This window comes from Occallatibacter sp. (assembly GCF_035317045.1).
GTDB lineage: Bacteria > Acidobacteriota > Terriglobia > Terriglobales > Acidobacteriaceae > Telmatobacter.
Genome location: NZ_DATHHT010000019.1, coordinates 23,156 through 44,502 on the forward strand (window position 1 = coordinate 23,156; position 21,347 = coordinate 44,502).

A 21,347-nucleotide genomic window follows, 5' to 3' on the forward strand; every position below is an offset into this window, starting at 1 on the left:
GACCAAATGAAGTTGAACTTCCGCATTCCAGCCATCGTTACTCTCGTTGCCATCACGGTTTTCTCGCAGACGCTGCTTGCACAAACCGGTCGGCCTTCCACGAAGGTGGACGTGCCGTTTGCTTTCGACTACGGGAACCAGCACTTCGCTGCCGGAATCTACACTGTCGCGATGCGAGATCAGAACATCCTCACGATAAACGGGATCAGCCGCACTGCGTGGGCAATGATCCAGGCGGGTTATGATCCAACCGCGCACAACCAGGGTTGCGTGACCTTCCGCAAATACGGCGACCGCTACTTTCTTACGGAATTTAGTCCCGCTAACGCTTCAATTCACGCTTCAGTTTTCGAATCTTCGAGTGAACAGCGCGTAGCCAGAGACTTCAGAGCCAGCCACGTCGTGCCCAGCAAAGTTCAGATTGCCTTACTGCCGAATTACGGCGATAAGTCAATGTCCAGGTAAGCAATCGCTCGGGCATGAGCCACCCTGCGTAGCTCATGCCCGGATCGGGTGTGGAGATGTAGATTAGGAGCCGCTGACGTTCTGCTTACGAAAGTTTGAAGCTGGGTCGACTTTCCCCAGAGTTGCAAGTATTTGCTGAGAGAGAGTTTCGGAGCTGCGCGCTTTTGGATGATCGGGAATCCAGCTTGGTACCCGCCAAACCCGCGCCTTCTTTATTTCGGCCTGATGAACATCGTGCTAATATCAAGCCATTCAAGACAATTCAATTTGAGCGGAAACCAGAATTGCCTAACCAATCTGTATCTGTAGCTGCATCCGTATCCGAATTCCCAGTGCTCCGCAACAGCGCGGCCAAGCCGCCGATGCTGATTGAGCGGACGCAACCCGTGCTCCAAAAGCTATCGCGCGCACTTGGCGAGCCCATCATCACCTACTGGAATTCCAATAAAGGCTCCATCTGCCAGAACGACGTTACCGGCCTTTATGCCCTGGTGCGGAATCTTGGGAACGTCGAACGGCTGACGCTGTTTGTGAAATCCGACGGCGGATCAGGACAGGCATCGCTGCGCATGGTGAATCTGCTGCGCCGCTATGTGAAACATCTCACGGTGCTTGCACCGCTCGAGTGCCAGTCGGCGGCAACCATGCTTGCCCTGGGCGCCGACCGCATCCTGATGGGCCCGCTGGCGCACTTGTCCGCCGTCGACACTTCGCTGACCCACGATCTTTCGCCCATCGATCGCGACAACGACCGCGTAAGCGTGAGCAACGACGAACTGCTGCGCGTGATCCGGCTGTGGACCGAGCAGGCCAAAAGCTCGACCACGAATCCCTACGAGGCGTTGTTCCCCTACGTGCATCCGCTGGTTATCGGCGCGGTTGACCGCTCCAGCGCGCTTTCGACGCGCATCTGCGAAGAGATTCTGTCGTACCACATGGACGACAAGGAGCGGGCGCGCGAGATCAGCAATAACCTGAACTCCGGCTATCCGTCGCATAACTACCCCATCACGCTGCGCGAGGCGAGACGGATCGGCCTCAACGTCGAAGCCATGGATGACGGGGTGAACGCACTGCTGTTTGAGTTGAACGAGATCTACTCGGAGATGGGCGAGAGCGCGACCACCGACTACGACGAGAAGAATTCGCACGACAACAGCATCATCAAGGTGATGGAAGCTGCCGGAACGCTGATCTACTACCAGCTCGACAAGGACTGGCATTACCGCAGCGAAGAACGCCGATGGGTGGCTCTGAACGAGAAAAGCCAGTGGCGCAAGGCGGACCTGATCAAGGGCAAGGTGACGATCTCGCAACTGCATGTGCGCTGAAGAGCAGACGAAGGTTTTCCGTGGGGGGAAAAGCGCGTCGATTCGATTTGAATCGGCGCGCTTCTATTTGCCTTGTTCTTCGGGATTAAAGAGCGCCTTATGCAGTCGGTCCGGCATCTCGGCGCCATGGCGCTTGGTGTGCTTGGCAACGTACATGGCGGCGTCGGCGGCACTCAGCAGACTATCGGCCGAGGTCCCGTCGTCGGGATAGAGTGCAACGCCAACGCTTGCGCCTCCGCGCAGCACATAGCCTTCGACCGCAAAGGGGGCGTCAAAGCAGCGTTCGAGCCGTTGCGCGATCTCCTCAAGAGCGGAGTGGCTGCGCACCACGGGCACAAGCGCCGCAAATTCGTCGCCGCCAAGGCGCGCGAGCATATCGCCGGACCGGAGCTGGCGCTTCATGCGCATGGAAACTTCCTGCAGATAGAGGTCTCCAATGTGATGGCCGTAGAAGTCATTGACCTGTTTGAACTCGTCCAGATCGATGTAGACGAGGCCCAAGATCGAGCCTTCCACTTTTGACTTTTCGATCAACTCCTCCAGGTACCGGTCGAGGGAAAACCGATTATGGATATCGGTAAGCAAATCGAACTCTGAGCGATAGACGAGGTCTTTGTAAAGCCTCCGCGTTTCAATGGCGAGTGTTGCCAACCGAACGCCTGCTTCGAGGGCCGAGGACTCGTCGTGAGGATGAGGTTCACCAGCCTCGGTGGCAGCAAACAACGTTCCCAGCGAACCGCCGGCGCGGGCGGGAATGTCGAGACGAATGCTGCGAAGTCCTTTCGCCTTTGCTGGAGCATTTCCCAGGCGCGCCCCATCCGGCATTTCGCACCAGCAGAACGGGAAGCCGAGGCCGAACGCCACCATTTCTGTAATGGCATCGATCAGTTCGGGCAAGGGACGCGAGCTGTTAATGTCCTCGAGGATCTTGCTGCGCTTGGTCTCCAATTGCGCATTGTGCCGCTCGATTCGGGCTTCAGACTCGGAATGCGCGGTGATGGTCCGGGTCTGGTTGTCGACCTTCTTGCGAAGAATCCAGCCCCAAAAGCCTGCGATCAAGACAAGGACCGCCAGCACTACGACGATCGGAAGCAGAGAGTGGGCGCTGAGCCACGAGGGAGCGCCGATGGCGGTGAGGTTCGTAGCTTCCCGAGCGTCTGAGGCATGTGCAAACTGTGTCGCAATCGCAACAGCCAGAAACGCGGCCGCGAGCGTCAGACACTGCCGGGATTTGCCACACAACTTCATGTCAGCATCCTTCGAGATTGCCTGCTAGCTCCTTATCGTGAGGAACTTAGCTGGTACCACATGCAATCTCGAACTTGTTGCGATTGATAAAAGTTTACGCTCAAGTCTGGTTACTCTCGTTACACCTTTCGCGGTAGTTTGAGGCCACGGGTCATACCACTTTCAGAACAGGGATGGCCCGTTTCGGGGCATGCGGCGGGGGGCAAAGGGTATGATGGCTGGGGCTCAGATTCGGGAGAGCAACCCTGCATGGCAACCAACCCAGAACTTCCCCTTGTCGTCACCTCGTTTTCACCCAGCGGAAACCAATCGCTACCCACCCGGCGCATCCGCGTGCTCGGCGTGCCTCTCGACATGGGCGCGAGTCGTCGTGGCGTCGATATGGGGCCCTCGGCAATGCGCGTGGCGGGACTCGAAGCTCGCCTTGAAGCCCTCGGTCACCACGTAATCGACAGTGGAAATGTGGAAGTAGACATCGCGGAGACCCAGAATGTGGGCGAGCCAAATGCGCGCTACCTCAAACAGATTGCCGACACGTGTACGCGCACCTCGAAGGCGGTCTGCAAGACGCTGGAAGAGGGAATGATTCCCCTGGTGCTGGGCGGCGACCATTCCATTGCGGTCGGGACAGTCTCGGGCGTCTCGGAGTTCTACAGGCGACAGAACCAGAAGATCGGCGTGATCTGGATCGATGCGCACTCCGACATCAACACACCGGATACCTCACCCAGCGGAAACGTGCACGGCATGCCGTTGGCTGCGCTGCTTGGCTTGGGGCCCGATCTGCTGACCAACATCGGCGGCTTTGCCCCGAAGATTGCGCCGGAAAACACGGTGCTCGTAGGGGTGCGTGACATTGATGCGGCCGAACGCGCAAATATCAAGCGCGCAGGGATGGGCGAGGTTTACACGATGCGCGACATTGACGAACGGGGAATGCGCGCGGTGATGGAAGAGGCCCTGCGTGCGGCGGGCCGCGGCACAGCCGGCTACCACATCTCGCTCGATATGGACTGGATCGATCCGGAAGATGCGCCCGGAGTGGGCACGCCGGTTCGCGGCGGCGCGACGTATCGCGAAGCTCACCTGGCCATGGAGATTCTTGCCGATCATGGACGGATGCTGAGCTTTGAGATCGTTGAAGTAAACCCGGTGATCGACGAGCACAACCGGACTGCGGATCTGGCGGTCGAACTGGCGTGTTCGGCGTTTGGGAAAAAGATACTTTGATGCGCGGCGGATCGCAGTCTGACATGGATCCGGGCCCGCGCTGCGAGAAGATTTGCTCAAGGTGTCTGGCTGACGAACCTTGCCAATTAACTTCATCCACGTTCCTTTGAGCGACAATAGGAGCGATGGCAAAGAAACTTCGCGTAGGTGTGTTATTCGGCGGGCGCAGCGGCGAGCATGAAGTCTCGCTGCTCTCGGCTGCTTCGATTCTGAAGGCAATCGATCGCAACAAATTTGATGTAGTGCCGATCGGCATTACAAAAGAGGGTAGGTGGCTGGCAGCAGCGGATGCGACCGGACTGCTGGCGGGCGACCCGGACGCCGGGGCGCGCCGGCTGCGTGCCGGCGATCCTGCGGCGACGCCGGGCGCGAAGCTGCTGCACGAGGGCATTCCAACGCTACTTGCGCCTGAGCCTGGTCCTCAAGGTCCGGCGGGAAAAGCCATCGACGTGGTGTTTCCGGTGCTGCACGGCACCTTTGGCGAAGACGGTACGATCCAGGGGCTGTTTGAGCTGGCGGGGATTGCGTATGTCGGTTCGGGTGTTCTGGGTTCGTCGGCCGGCATGGACAAGGACGTGATGAAGCGGCTGTTTGCGCAGGCAAGGCTGCCGATCGTGAAGCATGTCACCGTGCTGCGCTCGGCGTGGGAAGGATCGCCGCGAAAGGCAATCGCGCAGATCGAGGCCTCGCTCAAGTACCCGGTATTTGTGAAGCCCGCGAATCTTGGATCGTCGGTGGGGATAAGCAAGGCACACGATCGCAAGGAACTGGGGCCCGCGCTCGATGAGGCCGCGAAGTACGATCGCAAGCTCGTTGTGGAGCAAGGAGTCGGCGGCAAAAAATCGCGCGCCCGCGAACTCGAAGTCGGTGTGCTCGGCAACGATGACCCCAGGGCCAGCGTGGTGGGCGAAATCATTCCCGGCAAGGAGTTTTACGACTACGAAGCAAAATACCTGTCCGAAGGCTCCGTACCTGTGATTCCAGCGAAGATCACGCGCGATGAAGCGAAGAGGATTCGTGAGATGGCGGTGGCAGCATTTCGCGCCTGCGATCTCTCCGGACTGGCGCGTGTCGATTTCCTGATGGAGCCGGATGGCAAGCGCCGCATCTATCTCAACGAAGTGAACACTCTGCCGGGGTTCACGCAGATCAGCATGTACCCCAAGCTGTGGGAGGCGACCGGCATCCCGTATAGCGCGCTGATCACCCAGCTGATCGAACTTGCGCTCGAGCGCCACGAAGACAAGAACAGGAACACGTATAGCCGGGAGTGAAAGAGGCAGGGAATAGGGGACTAGCGAATAGGGAGCCGGGAACTACCCATGTCCTCCCGGTGTCTAAGATAGAAGAGGGTTTAGACTGCGCTCAATCGATCTGTGCTGCACGATGGTCGCGCAACACAACACTGACGTTGGTTATTCCTTCTCCCTGTTCCCAACTGCCTTCAGTGGCTTATGCTTGACTGCGAGGAAAGTCTGAATGACTCTGCTGGATGCTCCCAAATTTGACGAGGCCCGCGACCTGCGCAATCGGGTAATGCTGTATAGCGGCGGCGGCCTGCTTTTGGTTTTCATTATTGTGTTCTGGCTTGCTTCGGGCCATCCTGCTGACTGGCCTTGGAACTGGTGGACGCATCTGCGGGGGCGACACACCATGAACAACTTCATGGAAGCTGTGGAGAAAAACGATCTGAAGCAGGCCTACGGGATCTGGATGCACGATCCCAATTGGCAGCAGCACGCGAACAAGTACGGTGCGTACCCCTTCGATCGCTTTCAGGCCGATTGGGGCCCGAACAACCAGCAGAACGAGTATGGAATCATCCAGAGCCACCAGATTGTGGCGGCACGGGTCTTTCGCAATGTGTTGCTTGTAGGGCTGTTGATCAACGGCCGCAAGAGCAAGGCGCTGTTTCTTACCTACTATCCCAAGGACCACACGCTGGACTTCGCGCCGCCGGATGAAGAACTGTATCTCGGGCCGTAGTCGGCCAAGCCAATCAGGCTGTTTCGTGTAGCGGGCCTCAGGCTCCGGCTAACTCCGCGAGGGCCTTTTCGAGGCTTACCGAGTCCTCGACGTTGAGCGATTTCTGCGTCGGATCGATCTGTTTCAGCAGCCCGCAGAGCACCTTGCCGGGGCCGGCTTCAATAAATAATTCAGCTTCCGCACCGACCAGCGTTCGCACACAATCCACCCAGCGTATCGTGCCTATGACCTGCTCGATGAGGGCTTCACGCGTGCCCTGTGCCGTTGTAGCCATCGTCCCGCTCACGTTAGCGGCGACCGGAATTTTAGGGTCATTCAGCTGAATGCCTGCCAGCACGCGCGCTACTTCTTCCTGCGCGGGCTTCATCAATGCGCAATGGAACGGAGCGCTGACAGGAAGCATTACTGCCCGTCTTGCACCGCGCTCCTTGCACAGGGCGACGGCTTTTTCGACGGCGGCAGTTGCACCGGAGATGACCGTTTGACCCGGCGAGTTGAAATTGGCTGCCGAAACTATGAGCCCGGTATCCTGGGCGGCGGCGAGACAGGCATCGGTAACTTTTTCCGGATCAAGGGAGAGGATCGCCGCCATTGTTCCTTGTCCTGCCGGCACCGCCTGTTGCATCGCACGGCCGCGCGCTTTTACCGCTTGCACGGCATCGGCGAACGTCAGCGTTCCAGCAGCAACGTGCGCGGACCATTCGCCCAGCGAATGTCCGGCGGCAAGCGCGGGTTGAATTCCGTGTTCCGCGAGCACGCGCAAGACTGCCACGCTGACGGCCATGATGGCAGGTTGCGTGTTTTCAGTCAGCTTCAGGTCCTCTTCGGGGCCTTCGAAACAAAGCCGTGACAGGGCGAACCCGCAGGCCTCGTCGGCCTCGGCGAAAGTCTGTTTTGCCACAGGGAAACGCTCGGCAAGATCGCGGCCCATGCCGACGGTTTGCGAACCTTGCCCCGGAAAAAGAAATGCAATCTTCTTATTCATTCCATTGAGGATTGTATCGCGTAGATCTCTCCAGGACGACCTCTGCCCCGGCCCCAGTATGGATTTACCCTCCAACGAACTGCAACCGCCGCGCCCGCATCACAGTTGAAGCGTCCTGGTGCATTACCGCCGGGTCTCAATCGAGAGGACAGGAAAATGGGAATTCAACGGGAAAGAACGCGCGTCAATTTGAACGAAAGCTCGGTTTACGCGGAGGACAAGGCCGCACCGGATGCCAACCAATCCGACGATGTCGCGACCGATGCGGAGCTGGATCGCCTGGAAGCCATCACCGGCGGCGCCGATGAACCGCTCATCGCCGAGGGTGATCTCGGCCAGAAATTCGACGAACTGGATGCCAGCACGAATGAAGAACTGGATGCGCTCCAGATAAATCTTCTCCAGGAAGACGAGCGTCCCAATGCCCGCGATGGCTCCGGTCTGATTGTGGACGACGCGGCAGAAGAGCGCATTGCGCGGTTCACGGAGTCGGATCCGATGGTGGAGAATCTCGGTGCAGAAAGTGTTGAGCCGGGGCGCGACGACACCAGCTCAGTGCTTCGCCGTCATCATCCCAACAGCACTGCCCGTTCCGACGCTGTGGTTGAGGGCAATATCGACGAGACCATGGATGAGACCAAAACAGAGTCCAGGGCGGATGAAGGAACAGCCGGCTGAGGGCCCGTAGCTTATGCCTGAACTATCGGAGGCCGAGCCGGCAGCCTTGCGCGCAAAGACATAGGCGCGCCGGGTCTGGAACACCACAAGTGGCAAAAGATTGTCAGGGCTGTGGTTATTTTCTGTGACGCGCTTTTTTGCTGGACGGCGCGAACGAGACAGAGCGATGATCAGGCCACACATCTGTCTCCTCAAAAGAGCAATACCATCGTGGTCCGGCTACCCGCACGCTTTCAAGTGCGAGGCCAGGAAATTAGTCGTCAGCACTTGGAGGTCGTCATGAATCGGAATCTTGAGTTTGCCGCGGGGGCAGCTGTTCTTACCCTTTTCTGTGTCGGAGTCGGTTGCGGGCAGCACAATCATGCTTCGCCGGCTTCGTCGTCCGGCGCCTCGTCGGCGCAATCGGGCAAAGTGTCACTGTCCAGCACGCGCAAGGTTGAAGCCGCTGATCCGGTCTACCAGATGACTGCGTACACTCTCGAGGTTCCGTCAGATTGGAAATACGCCGGTACGATTGCGCGTGGAACAGGCTGCCACGCAAATGGCGCCGCGCTAAAGTACACAGCGCAGACCGCCGACGGCCTCACCGCTGTTGTGCAGATGCCGGGCGTTTCATGGAGCTGGTCAACGAGCCAGCAGATGCAACAGATCATGGCGCAATCGCATTGCCCGGGCGTTGACATCGATACAGCAGCGGGTTTGCTCGTCAACATCGTTGTACCGAACTTGCGACCGAACGGAAAGATCGTCGAGGTCTTGCCTCTGCTGCCGCAGGGACAGGCAGCGCTTGCCGATCAGCTTGCCAAGGCACGCGAACAAAACGCTGCTATGGCGCGCCAGTACGGACAGCCGCCGCAGAAACTCACGATAGAGGGGGCACGCGCGCGCGTCATCTCAGATCGCGACGGAAAGCCTGTCGAAGAAATGATTTCGGCGGTCATCGACTGCATGGAATCTCAAATGCCCGGCCTCATGGGCCAACCGGCTTCTGCACGCCGTAGTTGTTCCTCACGGGGCGAGGTCATCGTTCGCGCACCCAAGGGCCAACTCGATGCATTGCTGGCACTGCCGCAGTTCCAGGCGCTCTCCAAGACGATTCAGGCCAATCCCGATTGGGCAGCGCGCCTGAGCCGCGATCAGCAGGCTGCCTTCCAGCAGGCGCAGGCAGCGAATAACGCGCAGTTCCAAACGATGATGCGCAACAGCGAAGCGCAGCACCAGCAACTGCTCGCCAATGGCCGCGCCTTCCAGGCCAACATGCAGGCCAATACGGATCGTGTACTTGCCAACGATCGCGCTCATCAGGCGGCCATGGACGAATCCGCCCACAAGACCGCGATGTATTCTCTCGATCAGCAGGAATTCCGCAATCCGAATACAGGGCAGGTTATCCAGGCCAGCAATCAGTACAACCACCAGTGGATCTCCTCCGACGGAAGCACGCTCATCCAGGCGAATGACCACACCTACGATCCCAACGGGCAGGTGTACCCCGTGAGCCAAAGCTGGACGGAGCTGGTTCCAAAATAGACTGTCGTCGGGCTTGCGATCCTGCGCGTATGGATTGGTCGGTCAGTTAAAGGCCGTCGCCTGGGGCTGTTCGTGATCGAAGGGCTTGCCCTCCAGTTCGCGAAACATCCTCCGCGCGTATTCGCCTGCAATGCGGTCGTAGTTCTCGCGGATAATTTCGATTCGGTTTTGGGGCATGGCGTTGAGGTCGATCCTGCAGGAAGAGGACGAGCGGCTTCAGTTCCAGCGCTTCTTGTCGTCGTGATCCTTGTCGAGCTGCTTCCCGCTGCCGTCGAACTTCACAGTGCGGCCCTGCGAGCGCATGTAGACTTCAAACTTTTTTGCGGCTCGGCGGCGCTTCCAGCGGTAGTATCCATTGCGCATGCCGTACCACTTTTCGCTGAACACAAGCGATATTCCTCGACGCGGCGCCATGCGCATGAAGAGAAAGCCTCCCAACGCACCGCCAAGCTGTGCGAAGCCGTACAGGCGCATGGAACTGAAGAGATATGCGGTTGCTACAAGGCCTGCGATGATTGCCACGTAACGAGCCTTGATGCTGATGGGAAGCGGAAAAAGCATGAACTCCATATCGCCATAGAGGACGCCAATGACCACGATGAATCCGAACAGTCCGCCGAATGAGCCTGTGAGCGGAATCTCTGGTAACGCGTAGCCAAGGGCTACGTGACCAAGGTAAATAACAAGGCCAGCGGCAGCGGTGGCCAGAACCGAGACCGCGTAAAGCGACAGAACCCAGTCACGTTCGTGGAAGTTCTCAAGGAAGCCGGCCAGAAACCAAAGCCCCAGCAAAGAGAGGAGCGTCGACGTGATGCCGAGCTGCACAAAGCTGTAGGTCAAGGGCTGCCATATCCACCAGTGCAGAAAAGCCTGCGGTATAAAAGCGCCATGAAGAACGAGCCACCGGAAGAGGTCCTCGTTCGTTGATCCAAGGATCAGCAGCAGGAAAAAGGCGACCAGGTTGGTCAGCACCAGCAGGCGGGTTGCGCCTCGGAAACTTGGAAACGACAGTTGGGTGGCGCCAATCCTGGGCATCGTAGTCAACAGGTTAAATGGAATGGCGCTTCCATGTCATGGGAAGTTCCAGATCCATGAAATCTTCATGCGTCCAGCAACTTCAATTCGCCGCAGCTGCCTTGGTCGGCATCTCCGGGACCGACAACACCAGGCCCAGGGCGTCGCTCTTCAACGTCAGCGGTTGCACCCCGGCAAATAGGCCCGGTTGGTCTGTGTCGCCGCAGATCACGCTTCCCGACACCTGTCCAACAGAGGCCGGCTTGCTGGCAGGAGCACCCTCCGGGGTATTCACCGCAAAACCCACTTGTCCGAAAGTTGAAGTTGGCTTGGCGAAGAAAAGGCAGGCAGGGGCAACAAGGACAACCAGCTTCATGGCGGTCTCCTCACAGGATTCCCTACAGAAAAGATCCTGATAATTGATCGCCCATAGTCTTACTGCACAGTGAACGGCGTGTATGTTACGGAACCGCCACCAATCCGCGATGACCTTTCGCGTCGACGGCGCGCACGCCGAAAATCACGTTGTCCTTGGAGACAGGCAGAGACACCGTGACCGGACCCACGGCAGTGGTCGCAGCAACCTGCTTCACATACTGCCAGGAGGGTGCGGTCGTTTCACGCCATAGGACGTCATAGCGTGCTGCTCCGCCGCCAACCGGCGGCTCCCAGGTCAGCGTCGAGCCGTTCTCGGTCATCTTGTTTACGATGGTCACCTTCTGCGGTTCACCGGGTGCAAAGGCCAGGGTAGCCAGGGTTGCCGCATTCAGACGCGCCACCTGCGCCACATAGTTGAAGTCCACGAAGCGGATCAGGTCTCCGAGAATGGGATCCTTCGAATCGGCGGGCGGCATCACGATGTTCTGGTGCTGATGGTTGTAGTCTTCGCGCCACTCGGTAAAGCGCACGGCCGCAAAGCCCTCGTGGTTGAAGGAGCTGTGGTCGCCGCCGCGCAGGTAGCGGTCGGGCCGCTCGACCAGGGATGCTGCAAACGGTCTTGCCGTGCCCGAACGCGAGAGATAGGTGTGTGCTGCCTCGGCGATGGCCCGGGCCAGTTCACGGCTGGGCGAATCGTTTTCCTTGCCAAGCGCGCGAATGGCGCGCGCCTCCTCTGGAGTCGCGGCCTGGGGAACACCTTCGGAGAATACGCGCACGCGGTCTTTCATCTGCAAGGTATCGCCGGGCGTGGTATTGCCGCCCACGATGTCGTTGTTCAGCGCTGCTTCCAGATCCCAGGCTTCATCCTTCGCCAGCTTGGCCAGGTGGCCGGACCCCACCAGCCCCTGTTCCTCGCCCGCGACGGCCACAAAGACGATGGTTCCCGGAAACTTCAGCTTGCTCAGAGCACGTGCGCACTCCAGCGAAACGGCTACACCGGAAGCGTCGTCGTTGGCGCCGGGCGCAGCGGCATGGTCATCGTTATTGCTGGAATTGCGCGAGTCGTAATGGCCTGTGACCAGGACCATGCGCTTGGCCTGTTCCGGATCGGTTCCGCGCTGAATCGCGTAAACATTGGTGATTTTGGTGGGCTTGGGAATGCGGCGCGCCCACTGCGCGCCACTTGCCGGATCGGCAGTAAAAGTGTCGCGTTTGACTTCGAGGCAGCCGCCGCATTCGTGCGAAATGGCTTCAAACTGTGCAGCGATCCAGTCGGCTGCGGCGTTTATGCCCTGTCCGGGCGGCAGATCGGTCTCCATACTCGATAACGTGCTGCGTGTGCCGAAACCAACGAGGGTTTGAATCGTCTCATGTATTTGTTGGGGCTTGATGGTTGCAAGGGCCCGGACGATGGCCGGATCGACCGGCGCGGGGCCGACGGGGGTGGCATGAAGGGAATAGTCAGGCTGCGCAACCGCGGCGCCACACGCCAATGCCAGCCCGCAAAGCAGGATTAATTGGGGAATCTTCATGATTTGTTCTCCGGTGTACGTACTTCGGTGCAGCGGCGGGGGATTCGGCCTCTTGACCTTTCCAACGGCTTGCCTAAAACTAACCCAAGTCCGTACCCTAGGGGTAACGCCATCCTACATCACGAAAAGCCTTGGGAGGAGGCTGCCATGACAAGCTGCCCGGAATGTGAAAACAATCTCGATATCGACGTTGAAGAAGTGGAAGAGGGCGATGTAGTCGCCTGTGATGAATGTGGAACAGAGTACGAGGTCGTTGGAGTGGAACCGCTCGAGCTCTCGAAGGTAGAAGAAGGCATCGACGAGGAAGACGACTTGCTGGTTGAGGACGAGGAGGAAGAGTGACAGGGAACCGCGCACGAGTGGCGGCTTGGGTGGCATTTGCCGCCTTAGCAGTGGTGATCTTCTCAGGGGTAAACACTTCCGGCGTGGCCCACGCCCAGAACCTCGGTTCGCGCAATGTCGGCGGACTGGTCATCGACGCCAATTCCACGCCTGTGCAGGGCGCCACCGTCTTTCTCAAGAACACGAAAAGCAAATCCATCCGCAGTTATACGTCTTCCAGCAACGGCAGCTTTCGCTTTGCCCAGGTCAGCATGACCGACGACTACGATCTGTGGGCCGAGAAGGACGGCAAGAAGAGCCCGACAAAAACTGTCAGTAACTGGGACGCGCGCAAGGATTTTCAGACGGAGTTGAAACTGAAATAGAGAGCGCCCCAGACAAATCCACCCGTTCGAAATTTACTCCACTGGAATCCTGATCGGTCACTCTGATCTCGAGCACGGGGATGCGCCGATGGGGGTTGCATCAGGCCGACTCATTCCGCTTCCGGCTTTTGAAGATATCCGCAAATTCGTTGTCATCGACCTCAGGCGACAAGAAATGCCGTCTCAAAAAACATCTGAAACTTGCGATCCGTGACGCGAGAGGCGGCGAAATTGCCAGTTCCGGTGGGGTGCAGATAATGGACTACTGCGCCGAATTGGGGCCGGAAGGGCTCATCGTCGAGATACTGGGGTTCCCCTATCCTCCTTACGAAGAACTCTTCCCGCAGCACGTCGAAGCGTACGGACAGCATTGGAAGAAAAAATGAAGACCGAAGCAGACTACTTCTGCTTGCCTCGGCTCGACAACACGAGCTGATTCCCATCCGGATCCTTGAATACCGCGACGGAACCCCACGGTTCGGTCGTCGGCTCCTTGGCGAAGATCACACCTCTCTTCTTCATGGCTTCGGCGGTTGCAAACACGTCGTCGCACCAGAACGAGATCGACTGGTGTTCGCCGATGCGCTTCTCATGCCCCTCCGGCGTGAAGAGCGCAACGCCGGTATCCGCGCCCGGAATCATCAGTTCAATCCAGCGCTGCTGCGGCGTGAAAGGTTGGTCCGTCATTACTTTCATGCCTATCGCCTCGGTGTAAAACTTCAGCGCCACATCCTGATCTCGCACGGGAATCCCGACAAACTTGATGCCTCTGATCATGCTGACCTCACAGTGGATCGAGAATAACGTGGGCGCAAATTCGGGATCAATCAGTTATTCGATGCTATAGTATCGGTTGGTATAGATGCCGATCCTGGATGATTACATTACCGAAACGCTGATGCGTGACCTGGTTGGCCACGACCGCAAGCCGGTGAGCTTTCTGGTGTACCTGTGGCTCGCCGCCGAACAGGCGAAGACGCGCACCGAAGTGCAGGCGAGTTACCAGCACGTGGCCGAGTCGGTGGGAATTTCGAAAAGTTCAGCGCAGGCTGCAATTGGCTGGTTGCTCAAGCGGAGCCTTCTCGGTGTGAAGAAGGAGAGCGCAACCGCAACGCCCGTCTACACCATACGCAGTCCGTGGCGCGAAGCTGCCCGACGGCTCAAGAGCCACGATTGATTGTGGCCAGCGCTATTCCTGGTTGAGAATCACATCACCGTTGACGGTTTCGATCGTAACGCGGTTTGTGCCACTGCCCACAATCCCGCTGGCGCGAATGTACTTGCGCGGCGTGCCAAACGAATGATCCCAATCGCTCGTTTCGTGCACGTCCAGTCCAGCGTGCTGAGTGATGTGGTACTGGCGATCGGTCCGGGTGTAGGCGAGCGTGATCTTTACATCCATTGGGAAGTCTTTGGGAACGGTCAGCTCGATGGTTCCACCTTTCGAGTCCAGGCGGATATCCCGCTGCTGGCTCGACGTGCCCACTTCACGCACGGTGATGCCGCCGCCCATTGAAGTAGCTTTCACGGGCCCTTCGGAAGTGCTGATAGTGATGCCGCCACCCATGGTCGTGGCATCCACCGAACCGGTGGCGTGGTCGACATCGATGCCACCGCCCATTGTCTTGATCCTGGCGAACGAAGCGACATTGCCGACGTGAATACCCCCGCCCATGGTAGACAGGGTGGCTCCATGCGGCGCGTTAGCGACGTCGATGCCTCCGCCCATTTTGTTGATGACGACCTCGCCAGACGCGCCGGTCGTACTGTTCGACATCCCATCATTGATATAGTGCGAACCGAAACCTCTACAGCCTGCCAGAAAAGCCGGCAGCGCACCCACCAGCAACAGTGCACATCCCTTGCGCAGGTTCATATCGCAGACCCTCCTGAAGGGCTGAAGAGCCCGTCTCAGATCAACATACGCACGCGCTGCGCTCAGGGTTCCCTTCCGCGACGGAATCGAAGTGCCGGCCGTCTTATCCGTCCAGCTTCTTCGTCACCAGTTGGTTCAGAAGAGCCGGGTTGGCCTGACCTTTCGACGCCTTCATCACCTGGCCCACGAAGAAGCCGGCGACCGTCTTCTTGCCGGCGCGATACTGCTCAACCTGCTTTGGATTGGCGGCGATGACCTCGTCGATCATGGCTTCAATGGCCGAAGAGTCGGTGATCTGCTGCGGCTTCTCGCGCTCGTATACGGCAGGGAAGTCCTCGCCCCTTTCAAAGCAGATATCAAACAGGCCCTTCAGTTGCTTCGAACTGATCTTGTTGTCGTCGAGCAGATCGGCAGCCATCACGACGCCCGCCATCGAAACAGGCGATTGATCAAGTTCGAGACCCAGCGCATGCAGGCGTCCACCCAGCTCACTCAGCAGTATGTTGGCGACGCGCCGTGGATTCTTTGCGGTCTTCGCAGCGGCCTCAAACCGGTCGGCGAATTCCCGGGAAGCCGTGAGCGTGTGAGCATCCTTCGGGTTCAGCTCGTATTCGGCGATCATCCGCTTGCGGCGTGCTTCGGGCAGTTCGGGAAGCCTGGCCCGGGCAGCTTCGAGGAATTCCGGCGTCACGATCAGCGGCGGCAGGTCCGGTTCGGGGAAGTAGCGGTAGTCGTGCGCCTGCTCTTTCGATCGCATCGGGTAAGTGCGGCCTTCGTTCGCGTTCCACAGGCGCGTCTCCTGTACCACTCGCCCGCCCTCTTCGATCACTTCGATCTGGCGCTTGATCTCGTACTCCAGCGCCGCGCGAATGAAGCGGAAGCTGTTTACGTTTTTCACTTCAGCCTTGGTGCCGAAGCGCTCCGCACCCTTCAAACGCACGCTAACGTTGGCATCGCAACGGAGGGAGCCTTCTTCCATGTTGCAGTCGGAGACGGCGGTGTAGAGCAGGATCTCTTTGAGCCGCGTGAGGTATTCAAAGGCTTCGTCGGGGGTGCGGATATCGGGCTCGCTGACGATTTCGATCAGCGGCGTGCCGCAGCGATTCAGGTCGAGATAGGTGCGCGTCGCGGAGTCGGGAAGGCCGTCGTGGAGACTTTTGCCCGCGTCCTCTTCCATATGTACGCGGGTGATGCCGATCTTCTTCCACCCCAGCGACGAAGACCTGTCGCTGGGGGCCCCGGTCTTCGTGCCGCCGTCGGCCGTGGGGACCTCGATCCAGCCATGCTCTGCCAGCGGCTTGTCGTATTGCGAAATCTGGTAGCCCTTGGGCAAATCGGGATAGAAGTAGTTCTTGCGCGCAAAGATCGACCGCTCGCGCACTTCACAATTCAGCGCCAGCGAGGCAAGCACGGCAAACTCCACGGCCTTCGCATTCAGCACAGGCAGCGAGCCAGGCAACCCCAGGCACACCGGGCAGATATTCGTATTCGGCTCTGAGCCAAATCTGTTCGAGCATCCGCAGAAGATCTTGCTCGCGGTGAGCAGTTGCACGTGTACTTCGAGGCCGATCACCGGCTCGTACTTGGCGAGAACGTCAGGAGTGAGTGCGGTTGCGGCCATATCCAAATTCTAGCGCGAAGCGAAAGAGGCGCTTTTCGCTAGTGTAGAACTGGGTGCCCCATGTCTCGATTTTGAGACGTGGGAAACTGGAACCTAACCCGCCGGCAATCCCTCGGTGCCCGTTACTCCGCCGGATCCTGCGCGGTAAACGCAGAGCAGCAAGGCTTCTCGGTCGCGTGGAAGTTCATCAGCTCCGCGCGAATCCCGTCCGGGTCGTACATGTTGAATTGCCCTTTGCCGTCCTTGCCGATCTTGGGGCCCGCGTCGTGCCTGCCCTCAAGCCGGTTGCCCGTCTGCAGGACTTTGTACGCATCTTCCACTGACTTTTCGCCAACTGCGAAATGGTCCAGCACACCCAGCGTCTGTTGCGTCATATTCGCGGGAATACCCGTCCCTGAGGGCCCGCTCGTCATCATGTACTCCACCCAGTCGTGCCCATCAGGAACCTGCTGGCTCACCCAGTCGACCTTGTCGTCTTGCATACCGCCAAACCAATAAGGCTTGAAGCCGAGCAGATCGCGGTAGAACTTGTCCTCCGCCTCGCGGCTGTGAACGAGGAGTCCTACATGAATAATGTGGTGGCCAATTGCATTCGGATTATCCGGAGCCTTCGCGTTGGTCGCGGGCTGCACGAACTCGATCTTGTTGCCTTCAGGATCCTGCACCGAGAACCAACGGCTCCCATCGGAACCCTTTGTTACCGCCCCTGGAGTCTTCCACCCCTTCGCGGCGAGATATTTCCGCATGGCTTCCGCGTTCACTGTGTTGAACGCCGCATGGTCCATGCGGTTGATGCCCGCATTGGGCGGCAGGGGCAGCACTTCAACAAATTGTGTCGCGCTGAAGGCGTACTTCACACCCTGCGGATTTTCGGGGTCCGTCTGCTTCGCAGCACCTATGACCTGGCGATAGTAGTGGTCAGTCGCCGCCGCGTCCGATGTGTACACGGCCAAATGAGAAACTCCAGTGATTTTAGGCCGTTCCTGTGCCGTCAACGTTACGGTAGCGACACTGAGTACAGCCATTCCTGCCACAGCAAAAAACTTCAAATGCATAATGCACCTCAAATACTCGCGGCATCACGATAAATCGATTTGGCACATCCTGTAAACCGGCAACTGCTTGCATCGTTCAGAGATACAACCACCAGAGCGCTGCCGTACAATTCTGCAATGCCCCGCCAGACCTTTTCCGCACTCTTTGCAGCCGCAGCATGTACCGCAGTTTTCGGGCTTTCAGCGCTCGCACAATCGGCCCTGCCAACCACATCGCCGGCCGAGCGCGCCGAAGCTCGCGACATCTTCAAGCAGCTGATCGAAATCAACACCACCGACACGCCCAAAGGCAGCGTAACGGCGGCGACCAAGGCCATGGAGAAGCGTTTCCTCGATGCGGGCTTCTCGCCTGACGATGTTCACCTGCTCGGACCTGACGCGAATAAGCAGAACCTCGTTGTCCGCATGCGCGCCGCTGCGCCCACCACGGAAAAGCCTGTCCTCTTCCTCTGCCACATCGATGTTGTTGAAGCGCTGCCCTCGGACTGGCACACCGATCCGTTTCAATTTGTCGAGAAGGATGGCTATTTCTACGGCAGGGGCACGCAGGACATGAAGAACTCGGATGCCGCGCTGGTCTTCACTTTCCTGCGGCTTCACAAGGAGGGATATAAGCCGAAGCGCGATCTGATTCTTGCGCTCACTGCCGATGAAGAAGGCGGCAGGTTCAATGGAGCGTCGTGGCTTGTAACGAATCATCGCGACCTGGTTGACGCCGCGTTTGTGATCAATCCCGATGCGGGCGGAGTTGAAATGGACCACGGCCGCGCGATTGTCGGCGACGTGGAAGCAACTGAGAAGGTCTACGCCGACTACCAGATCACGGCCAGCAATCGCGGCGGCCACAGCTCGCTGCCCCGGCCCGACAATGCCATTTACGAGCTCACTACGGCGCTCAATAAACTGGCCGCATACAGTTTTCCGTTTGAGATGAACGAAGTGACGAAGGTCTACTTCGGGAATCTCGCCAAGCAAGAAACGAGCGAGATGGCAGAGAACATTCGCGGCGTGCTTGCCACGCCGCCCGATGCGGATGCGGTTGCGCGCCTTAGCCGCGAACCCAGCTTCAACTCGAATTTCCGCACCACGTGCGTAGCTACGCGCCTCGCTGCCGGCCACGCCAACAACGCGTTACCGCAAACCGCGCAGGCCAACGTGAATTGCCGCATCTTCCCGGGCCACTCGCCTGAAGAGATTCGCCAGCAGCTGATCGCGCTCTTCACCGATCCCAAGCTCAGCGTGAAGTACGTTTCCGATGGAGGCAAAGTTTCCGATATCGCGCCCGAGCGTAAAGCCATCGTCCCGCCCGCACCGCTGAAGGAAGTCTTCGAGCCGCTCACCCGCTTTACAAACGCGATCTGGCCCGGCATCCCCGTGACCCCGGAGATGGAGGACGGCGCCAGCGATTCTATCTACTTCGCGCAGGCCGGCTACGCCTGCTATGGCTTCTCGGCCGCCGCGCTGGAGCGTAACGATGTACGCGCCCACGGGCAGGACGAACGCTTGCCCGTTGACTCGTACTGGAAGGCGCTGGACTTCTTCTATTCCTTCGCGAAGGCAATGGGTCGCGCATGACTCCCTGCCGCATGCGCATCACATCGAGGTGTGGGCAGGTCGCATTATGATGGAAATCCGTAAGTCACATTCGTCCACTGGGGTGGCCAGAGTGCCGGGCAAGATCGAACTGATGCTGGGGCCGATGCGCAGCAACAAGACCGCCGAGATGCTGCGGCGTGCCGAAATGCGCCGCCAGTATGCCAAGCAACACGTGCTTGTGCTCAAGCCGAACGATGACACCAAGGGCGGACCCGGGCTGGTGGAAAGCCGCAATCCGAACGGCCATGCGAGGATGGATGCCCTTGAGTTCCCATCGAGCAATCCCTGGTCGGTTATGAAGGCCATCGACGATCTCGAGCAGGAGATCGGTAAACGCGTGGAGTGCATCGCGATTGACGAGGGCCAATTCGTCACCGACCTTTTCCTTTTTACGAAAAATCTGCTCGACGCCAATCATGACGTGCTTGTCGCCGGGCTCGATCTGGATTTTCGCGCCATGCCTTTCGGCGAGATGCTGAACCTGTCGTGGCTGGTGAACGCCTTTGGCGGCAGTATCACGGAGTGCATGGCGTATTGCACCTGCGGCGCCCGGGCGCTCTATTCGCAACGCCTGATTGACGGCAAGCCCGCGCCCTACGACAGCCCGATCAAGGTTCCCGGCGACGCGTACGAGCCCCGCTGCGCGGAGCACTTCGTACTGCCGGGACGTCCACACTAGAGCCGTTTTCAGTTCGGGGGCGGTGAGCGAAGAATCCGCTTTTGCACTTCGCTTAAGCCAGTAGCATGACATCTCACTGGCCCTGATCCTATAAGCTTGTTCGCGCCCACCAAGGAGCCGCGGCGCGTGAGCCCAATTCCCATGAGTCCGCTCTACCGCAAGATCGCGTGGCGACTCGTTCCATTCCTCATGCTGCTGTACATGGTGGCTTTCCTCGATCGCGTCAACGTGAGCTTTGCCGCGCTCACTATGAACCGCGACCTCGGTATCAGCGAGAGCGTGTACGGTTTCGCGGCGGGCGTTTTCTTCCTGAGCTACTGTCTCTTCGAAGTTCCCGCCAACCTTGTGCTGGCGCGGATGGGAGCACGGCGCTGGCTCGCCATCCTCATGGTTGTCTGGGGAATCGTTTCGATGAGCACGGCGTTTGTGCACACCGAGGCGTCGTACATCGGCGTACGGTTTCTTCTCGGAATTGCGGAGTCCGGCTTCTATCCCGGCGTGATTTACTACTTCACGTTCTGGCTGCCACGGGCTTTGCGTACGCGCATCCTGGCGCTCTTTTTGCTTGCGGTGCCGTTGTGCAATTCCATTGGCTCGCCGATCTCAGCGCACATTCTTATGCTCAACAATCTCTCCGGTCTGCACGGCTGGCAGTGGCTCTTTCTGCTGGAGGGCGCGCCGGCGGTGATCCTCGGCTTTGCAGCCTGGTTGGTGCTCGCCGACAGGCCCGATTCCGCGCGGTGGCTTACGGCGGCAGACAAGCAGCAGATCGAAGACGATCTCAAGCGCGAGGGCGCTCTGCAAATTGAATCGGGGAACCAAACGGCGCACATTGTGCGGGACTGCATTGTCTACTTCCTCTGGAGCAGCGGCAACTACGGTCTGACTTTCTGGCTGCCCAGAATCTTGAGCTTCCATGGCGCGTCAAACGTGTCGACGGGCTGGTGGGCATCGGTGACCTTCGGCTTTGGTGCGATTGCGATGCTGTGGGCCAGCCGCCGCCGCGGATTTCGGACGCTGCCGTATTTGTTCGTCGCGTCCACGCTGGGATTCATCGCTGCCGGTTTGGCCGATTCTGTCATTTTGGCCGTGGCCGGGTTCAGCCTTGCCGCGATGGGAATTCTCGCCTCACTGCCGATGTTCTGGAGTCTTGCGGCCAGCCGCCTTTCGGGGAAAGCAGCAGGGGCAGCAATCGCACTGGTCAACTCCGTCGGTGCCGTCGGAGCCTTCGCCGGCCCCTCCGCCATGGGCTGGCTCCACGACGTCACCCACCACTACACTGCCGGTCTCTGGGCGATTGCGGGTGCGATGGCTTTGGGCGGATGCCTGGTTTCCAGGGAAGCATTGAAAGCGCCGGTCGCTGTGCCGCAATCCGCCGATTGACGCCAGAGCCCTGGCCAAGCCGCTAATGGCGCGAAGCGCGATTCGCTGGACGC

At 58.9% G+C, this 21,347-nt stretch carries 24 protein-coding genes; 14 read left to right on the forward strand and 10 right to left on the reverse strand.

The features are described from left to right. Window positions 1-6: 6 nt before the first annotated feature. Both VK574_RS08575 and VK574_RS08580 read left to right on the forward strand, forming a co-directional pair. Window positions 7-465 (forward strand): hypothetical protein, encoded by a 459-nt coding sequence (locus VK574_RS08575; protein ID WP_472799424.1) that lies wholly within the window; start codon window positions 7-9, stop codon window positions 463-465. A 332-nt stretch (window positions 466-797) separates the two neighbouring features. After that, window positions 798-1,796, forward strand: a complete 999-nt coding sequence (locus VK574_RS08580; protein ID WP_472799425.1) for a hypothetical protein — start codon at window positions 798-800, stop codon at window positions 1,794-1,796. Between the two features lie 63 nt (window positions 1,797-1,859). On the opposite strand, the gene VK574_RS08585 is transcribed toward VK574_RS08580, so the two are convergent. Further along, window positions 1,860-3,044 carry a diguanylate cyclase domain-containing protein gene (locus tag VK574_RS08585; RefSeq protein ID WP_472799426.1) on the reverse strand — a complete coding sequence of 395 codons (1,185 nt, stop codon included), beginning with the start codon at window positions 3,042-3,044 and terminating at the stop codon, window positions 1,860-1,862. 249 nt (window positions 3,045-3,293) lie between these two features. On the opposite strand from VK574_RS08585, the gene rocF reads away from it, so the two are divergent. The 3 genes from rocF (at window position 3,294) to VK574_RS08600 (ending at window position 6,260) form a co-directional block, all read left to right on the forward strand. Beyond that, on the forward strand, window positions 3,294-4,274 hold the full coding sequence (gene rocF, locus VK574_RS08590; protein ID WP_472799427.1) for an arginase: 981 nt from the start codon (window positions 3,294-3,296) through the stop codon (window positions 4,272-4,274). Window positions 4,275-4,399: 125 nt separating this feature from the next. Beyond that, window positions 4,400-5,548, forward strand: a complete 1,149-nt coding sequence (locus VK574_RS08595; protein ID WP_472799428.1) for a D-alanine--D-alanine ligase family protein — start codon at window positions 4,400-4,402, stop codon at window positions 5,546-5,548. 205 nt (window positions 5,549-5,753) lie between these two features. Beyond that, the gene (locus tag VK574_RS08600; protein WP_472799429.1) at window positions 5,754-6,260 is read left to right on the forward strand and encodes a hypothetical protein; all 507 of its coding nucleotides are present in this window, start codon (window positions 5,754-5,756) and stop codon (window positions 6,258-6,260) included. 37 nt (window positions 6,261-6,297) lie between these two features. On the opposite strand, the gene fabD is transcribed toward VK574_RS08600, so the two are convergent. Then, window positions 6,298-7,245: an ACP S-malonyltransferase gene (fabD, locus tag VK574_RS08605; RefSeq protein ID WP_472799430.1), complete on the reverse strand. Its 948-nt coding sequence runs from the start codon at window positions 7,243-7,245 to the stop codon at window positions 6,298-6,300. A 156-nt stretch (window positions 7,246-7,401) separates the two neighbouring features. On the opposite strand from fabD, the gene VK574_RS08610 reads away from it, so the two are divergent. Together VK574_RS08610 and VK574_RS08615 are read left to right on the forward strand one after the other, a co-directional pair. Beyond that, complete coding sequence (locus tag VK574_RS08610; protein WP_472799431.1) at window positions 7,402-7,923, forward strand: hypothetical protein; 522 nt, start codon at window positions 7,402-7,404, stop codon at window positions 7,921-7,923. A 279-nt stretch (window positions 7,924-8,202) separates the two neighbouring features. Beyond that, window positions 8,203-9,453, forward strand: coding sequence for a hypothetical protein (locus VK574_RS08615; RefSeq protein ID WP_472799432.1), 1,251 nt, complete (start codon window positions 8,203-8,205; stop codon window positions 9,451-9,453). Window positions 9,454-9,495: 42 nt separating this feature from the next. On the opposite strand, the gene VK574_RS08620 is transcribed toward VK574_RS08615, so the two are convergent. From VK574_RS08620 to VK574_RS08635, 4 genes are all read right to left on the reverse strand, one after another. Beyond that, window positions 9,496-9,630 (reverse strand): hypothetical protein, encoded by a 135-nt coding sequence (locus tag VK574_RS08620; protein ID WP_472799433.1) that lies wholly within the window; start codon window positions 9,628-9,630, stop codon window positions 9,496-9,498. 39 nt (window positions 9,631-9,669) lie between these two features. Further along, a complete protein-coding gene (locus VK574_RS08625) occupies window positions 9,670-10,488 on the reverse strand; it encodes a rhomboid family intramembrane serine protease (RefSeq protein ID WP_472799434.1) in 819 nt (272 codons plus the stop codon). Between the two features lie 82 nt (window positions 10,489-10,570). Further along, entirely contained in the window at window positions 10,571-10,843 is a 273-nt protein-coding gene (locus VK574_RS08630) for a hypothetical protein (protein WP_472799435.1), read from the reverse strand. 85 nt (window positions 10,844-10,928) lie between these two features. Then, complete coding sequence (locus VK574_RS08635) at window positions 10,929-12,377, reverse strand: M20/M25/M40 family metallo-hydrolase (RefSeq protein ID WP_472799436.1); 1,449 nt, start codon at window positions 12,375-12,377, stop codon at window positions 10,929-10,931. 147 nt (window positions 12,378-12,524) lie between these two features. Between VK574_RS08635 and VK574_RS08640 the strand changes: the two genes are divergently transcribed. The 3 genes from VK574_RS08640 to VK574_RS08650 all read left to right on the forward strand — a co-directional run bounded on the left by VK574_RS08640 (window position 12,525) and on the right by VK574_RS08650 (window position 13,470). Continuing rightward, the gene (locus tag VK574_RS08640) at window positions 12,525-12,719 is read left to right on the forward strand and encodes a hypothetical protein (protein ID WP_472799437.1); all 195 of its coding nucleotides are present in this window, start codon (window positions 12,525-12,527) and stop codon (window positions 12,717-12,719) included. Beyond that, the gene (locus tag VK574_RS08645; RefSeq protein WP_472799438.1) at window positions 12,716-13,084 is read left to right on the forward strand and encodes a carboxypeptidase-like regulatory domain-containing protein; all 369 of its coding nucleotides are present in this window, start codon (window positions 12,716-12,718) and stop codon (window positions 13,082-13,084) included. The genes VK574_RS08640 and VK574_RS08645 overlap by 4 nt, the downstream gene beginning before the upstream one ends. A 149-nt stretch (window positions 13,085-13,233) precedes the next feature. Further along, window positions 13,234-13,470, forward strand: a complete 237-nt coding sequence (locus VK574_RS08650; protein ID WP_472799439.1) for a hypothetical protein — start codon at window positions 13,234-13,236, stop codon at window positions 13,468-13,470. A 13-nt stretch (window positions 13,471-13,483) separates the two neighbouring features. Here the strand turns inward: VK574_RS08650 and VK574_RS08655 are convergent, their stop codons facing one another. After that, window positions 13,484-13,861: a VOC family protein gene (locus tag VK574_RS08655; protein ID WP_472799440.1), complete on the reverse strand. Its 378-nt coding sequence runs from the start codon at window positions 13,859-13,861 to the stop codon at window positions 13,484-13,486. An 85-nt stretch (window positions 13,862-13,946) separates the two neighbouring features. Between VK574_RS08655 and VK574_RS08660 the strand changes: the two genes are divergently transcribed. Beyond that, window positions 13,947-14,261, forward strand: a complete 315-nt coding sequence (locus VK574_RS08660; RefSeq protein WP_472799441.1) for a helix-turn-helix domain-containing protein — start codon at window positions 13,947-13,949, stop codon at window positions 14,259-14,261. Window positions 14,262-14,273: 12 nt separating this feature from the next. Here the strand turns inward: VK574_RS08660 and VK574_RS08665 are convergent, their stop codons facing one another. The 3 genes from VK574_RS08665 to VK574_RS08675 form a co-directional block, all read right to left on the reverse strand. Then, entirely contained in the window at window positions 14,274-14,960 is a 687-nt protein-coding gene (locus VK574_RS08665) for a DUF4097 family beta strand repeat-containing protein (RefSeq protein WP_472799442.1), read from the reverse strand. Between the two features lie 103 nt (window positions 14,961-15,063). Beyond that, window positions 15,064-16,581, reverse strand: coding sequence for an Asp-tRNA(Asn)/Glu-tRNA(Gln) amidotransferase subunit GatB (gene gatB / locus VK574_RS08670; protein ID WP_472799443.1), 1,518 nt, complete (start codon window positions 16,579-16,581; stop codon window positions 15,064-15,066). Window positions 16,582-16,703: 122 nt separating this feature from the next. Next, window positions 16,704-17,636, reverse strand: a complete 933-nt coding sequence (locus tag VK574_RS08675; protein ID WP_472799444.1) for a VOC family protein — start codon at window positions 17,634-17,636, stop codon at window positions 16,704-16,706. A 117-nt stretch (window positions 17,637-17,753) separates the two neighbouring features. Here VK574_RS08675 and VK574_RS08680 point away from each other — a divergent pair, with 117 nt between their 5' ends. The 3 genes from VK574_RS08680 (at window position 17,754) to VK574_RS08690 (ending at window position 21,294) form a co-directional block, all read left to right on the forward strand. Further along, window positions 17,754-19,211, forward strand: a complete 1,458-nt coding sequence (locus VK574_RS08680; protein ID WP_472799445.1) for a M20/M25/M40 family metallo-hydrolase — start codon at window positions 17,754-17,756, stop codon at window positions 19,209-19,211. A 46-nt stretch (window positions 19,212-19,257) separates the two neighbouring features. Beyond that, window positions 19,258-19,911 (forward strand): thymidine kinase, encoded by a 654-nt coding sequence (locus VK574_RS08685; RefSeq protein WP_472799446.1) that lies wholly within the window; start codon window positions 19,258-19,260, stop codon window positions 19,909-19,911. Window positions 19,912-20,037: 126 nt separating this feature from the next. Then, on the forward strand, window positions 20,038-21,294 hold the full coding sequence (locus VK574_RS08690; RefSeq protein ID WP_472799447.1) for an MFS transporter: 1,257 nt from the start codon (window positions 20,038-20,040) through the stop codon (window positions 21,292-21,294). Window positions 21,295-21,347 lie beyond the last annotated feature (53 nt).

Coding starts and splice junctions, on each gene's coding strand:
- VK574_RS08595 (WP_472799428.1), top strand. CDS start 4,400: ATGGCAAAGAAACTTCGCGTAGGTGTGTTATTCGGCGGGCGCAGCGGC.
- fabD (WP_472799430.1), bottom strand. CDS start 7,245: ATGAATAAGAAGATTGCATTTCTTTTTCCGGGGCAAGGTTCGCAAACC.
- VK574_RS08575 (WP_472799424.1), top strand. CDS start 7: ATGAAGTTGAACTTCCGCATTCCAGCCATCGTTACTCTCGTTGCCATC.
- VK574_RS08615 (WP_472799432.1), top strand. CDS start 8,203: ATGAATCGGAATCTTGAGTTTGCCGCGGGGGCAGCTGTTCTTACCCTT.
- VK574_RS08680 (WP_472799445.1), top strand. CDS start 17,754: ATGCCCCGCCAGACCTTTTCCGCACTCTTTGCAGCCGCAGCATGTACC.
- VK574_RS08600 (WP_472799429.1), top strand. CDS start 5,754: ATGACTCTGCTGGATGCTCCCAAATTTGACGAGGCCCGCGACCTGCGC.
- VK574_RS08665 (WP_472799442.1), bottom strand. CDS start 14,960: ATGAACCTGCGCAAGGGATGTGCACTGTTGCTGGTGGGTGCGCTGCCG.
- VK574_RS08655 (WP_472799440.1), bottom strand. CDS start 13,861: ATGATCAGAGGCATCAAGTTTGTCGGGATTCCCGTGCGAGATCAGGAT.
- VK574_RS08635 (WP_472799436.1), bottom strand. CDS start 12,377: ATGAAGATTCCCCAATTAATCCTGCTTTGCGGGCTGGCATTGGCGTGT.
- VK574_RS08620 (WP_472799433.1), bottom strand. CDS start 9,630: ATGCCCCAAAACCGAATCGAAATTATCCGCGAGAACTACGACCGCATT.
- VK574_RS08585 (WP_472799426.1), bottom strand. CDS start 3,044: ATGAAGTTGTGTGGCAAATCCCGGCAGTGTCTGACGCTCGCGGCCGCG.
- VK574_RS08630 (WP_472799435.1), bottom strand. CDS start 10,843: ATGAAGCTGGTTGTCCTTGTTGCCCCTGCCTGCCTTTTCTTCGCCAAG.
- rocF (WP_472799427.1), top strand. CDS start 3,294: ATGGCAACCAACCCAGAACTTCCCCTTGTCGTCACCTCGTTTTCACCC.
- gatB (WP_472799443.1), bottom strand. CDS start 16,581: ATGGCCGCAACCGCACTCACTCCTGACGTTCTCGCCAAGTACGAGCCG.
- VK574_RS08625 (WP_472799434.1), bottom strand. CDS start 10,488: ATGCCCAGGATTGGCGCCACCCAACTGTCGTTTCCAAGTTTCCGAGGC.
- VK574_RS08675 (WP_472799444.1), bottom strand. CDS start 17,636: ATGCATTTGAAGTTTTTTGCTGTGGCAGGAATGGCTGTACTCAGTGTC.
- VK574_RS08685 (WP_472799446.1), top strand. CDS start 19,258: ATGATGGAAATCCGTAAGTCACATTCGTCCACTGGGGTGGCCAGAGTG.
- VK574_RS08660 (WP_472799441.1), top strand. CDS start 13,947: ATGCCGATCCTGGATGATTACATTACCGAAACGCTGATGCGTGACCTG.
- VK574_RS08640 (WP_472799437.1), top strand. CDS start 12,525: ATGACAAGCTGCCCGGAATGTGAAAACAATCTCGATATCGACGTTGAA.
- VK574_RS08610 (WP_472799431.1), top strand. CDS start 7,402: ATGGGAATTCAACGGGAAAGAACGCGCGTCAATTTGAACGAAAGCTCG.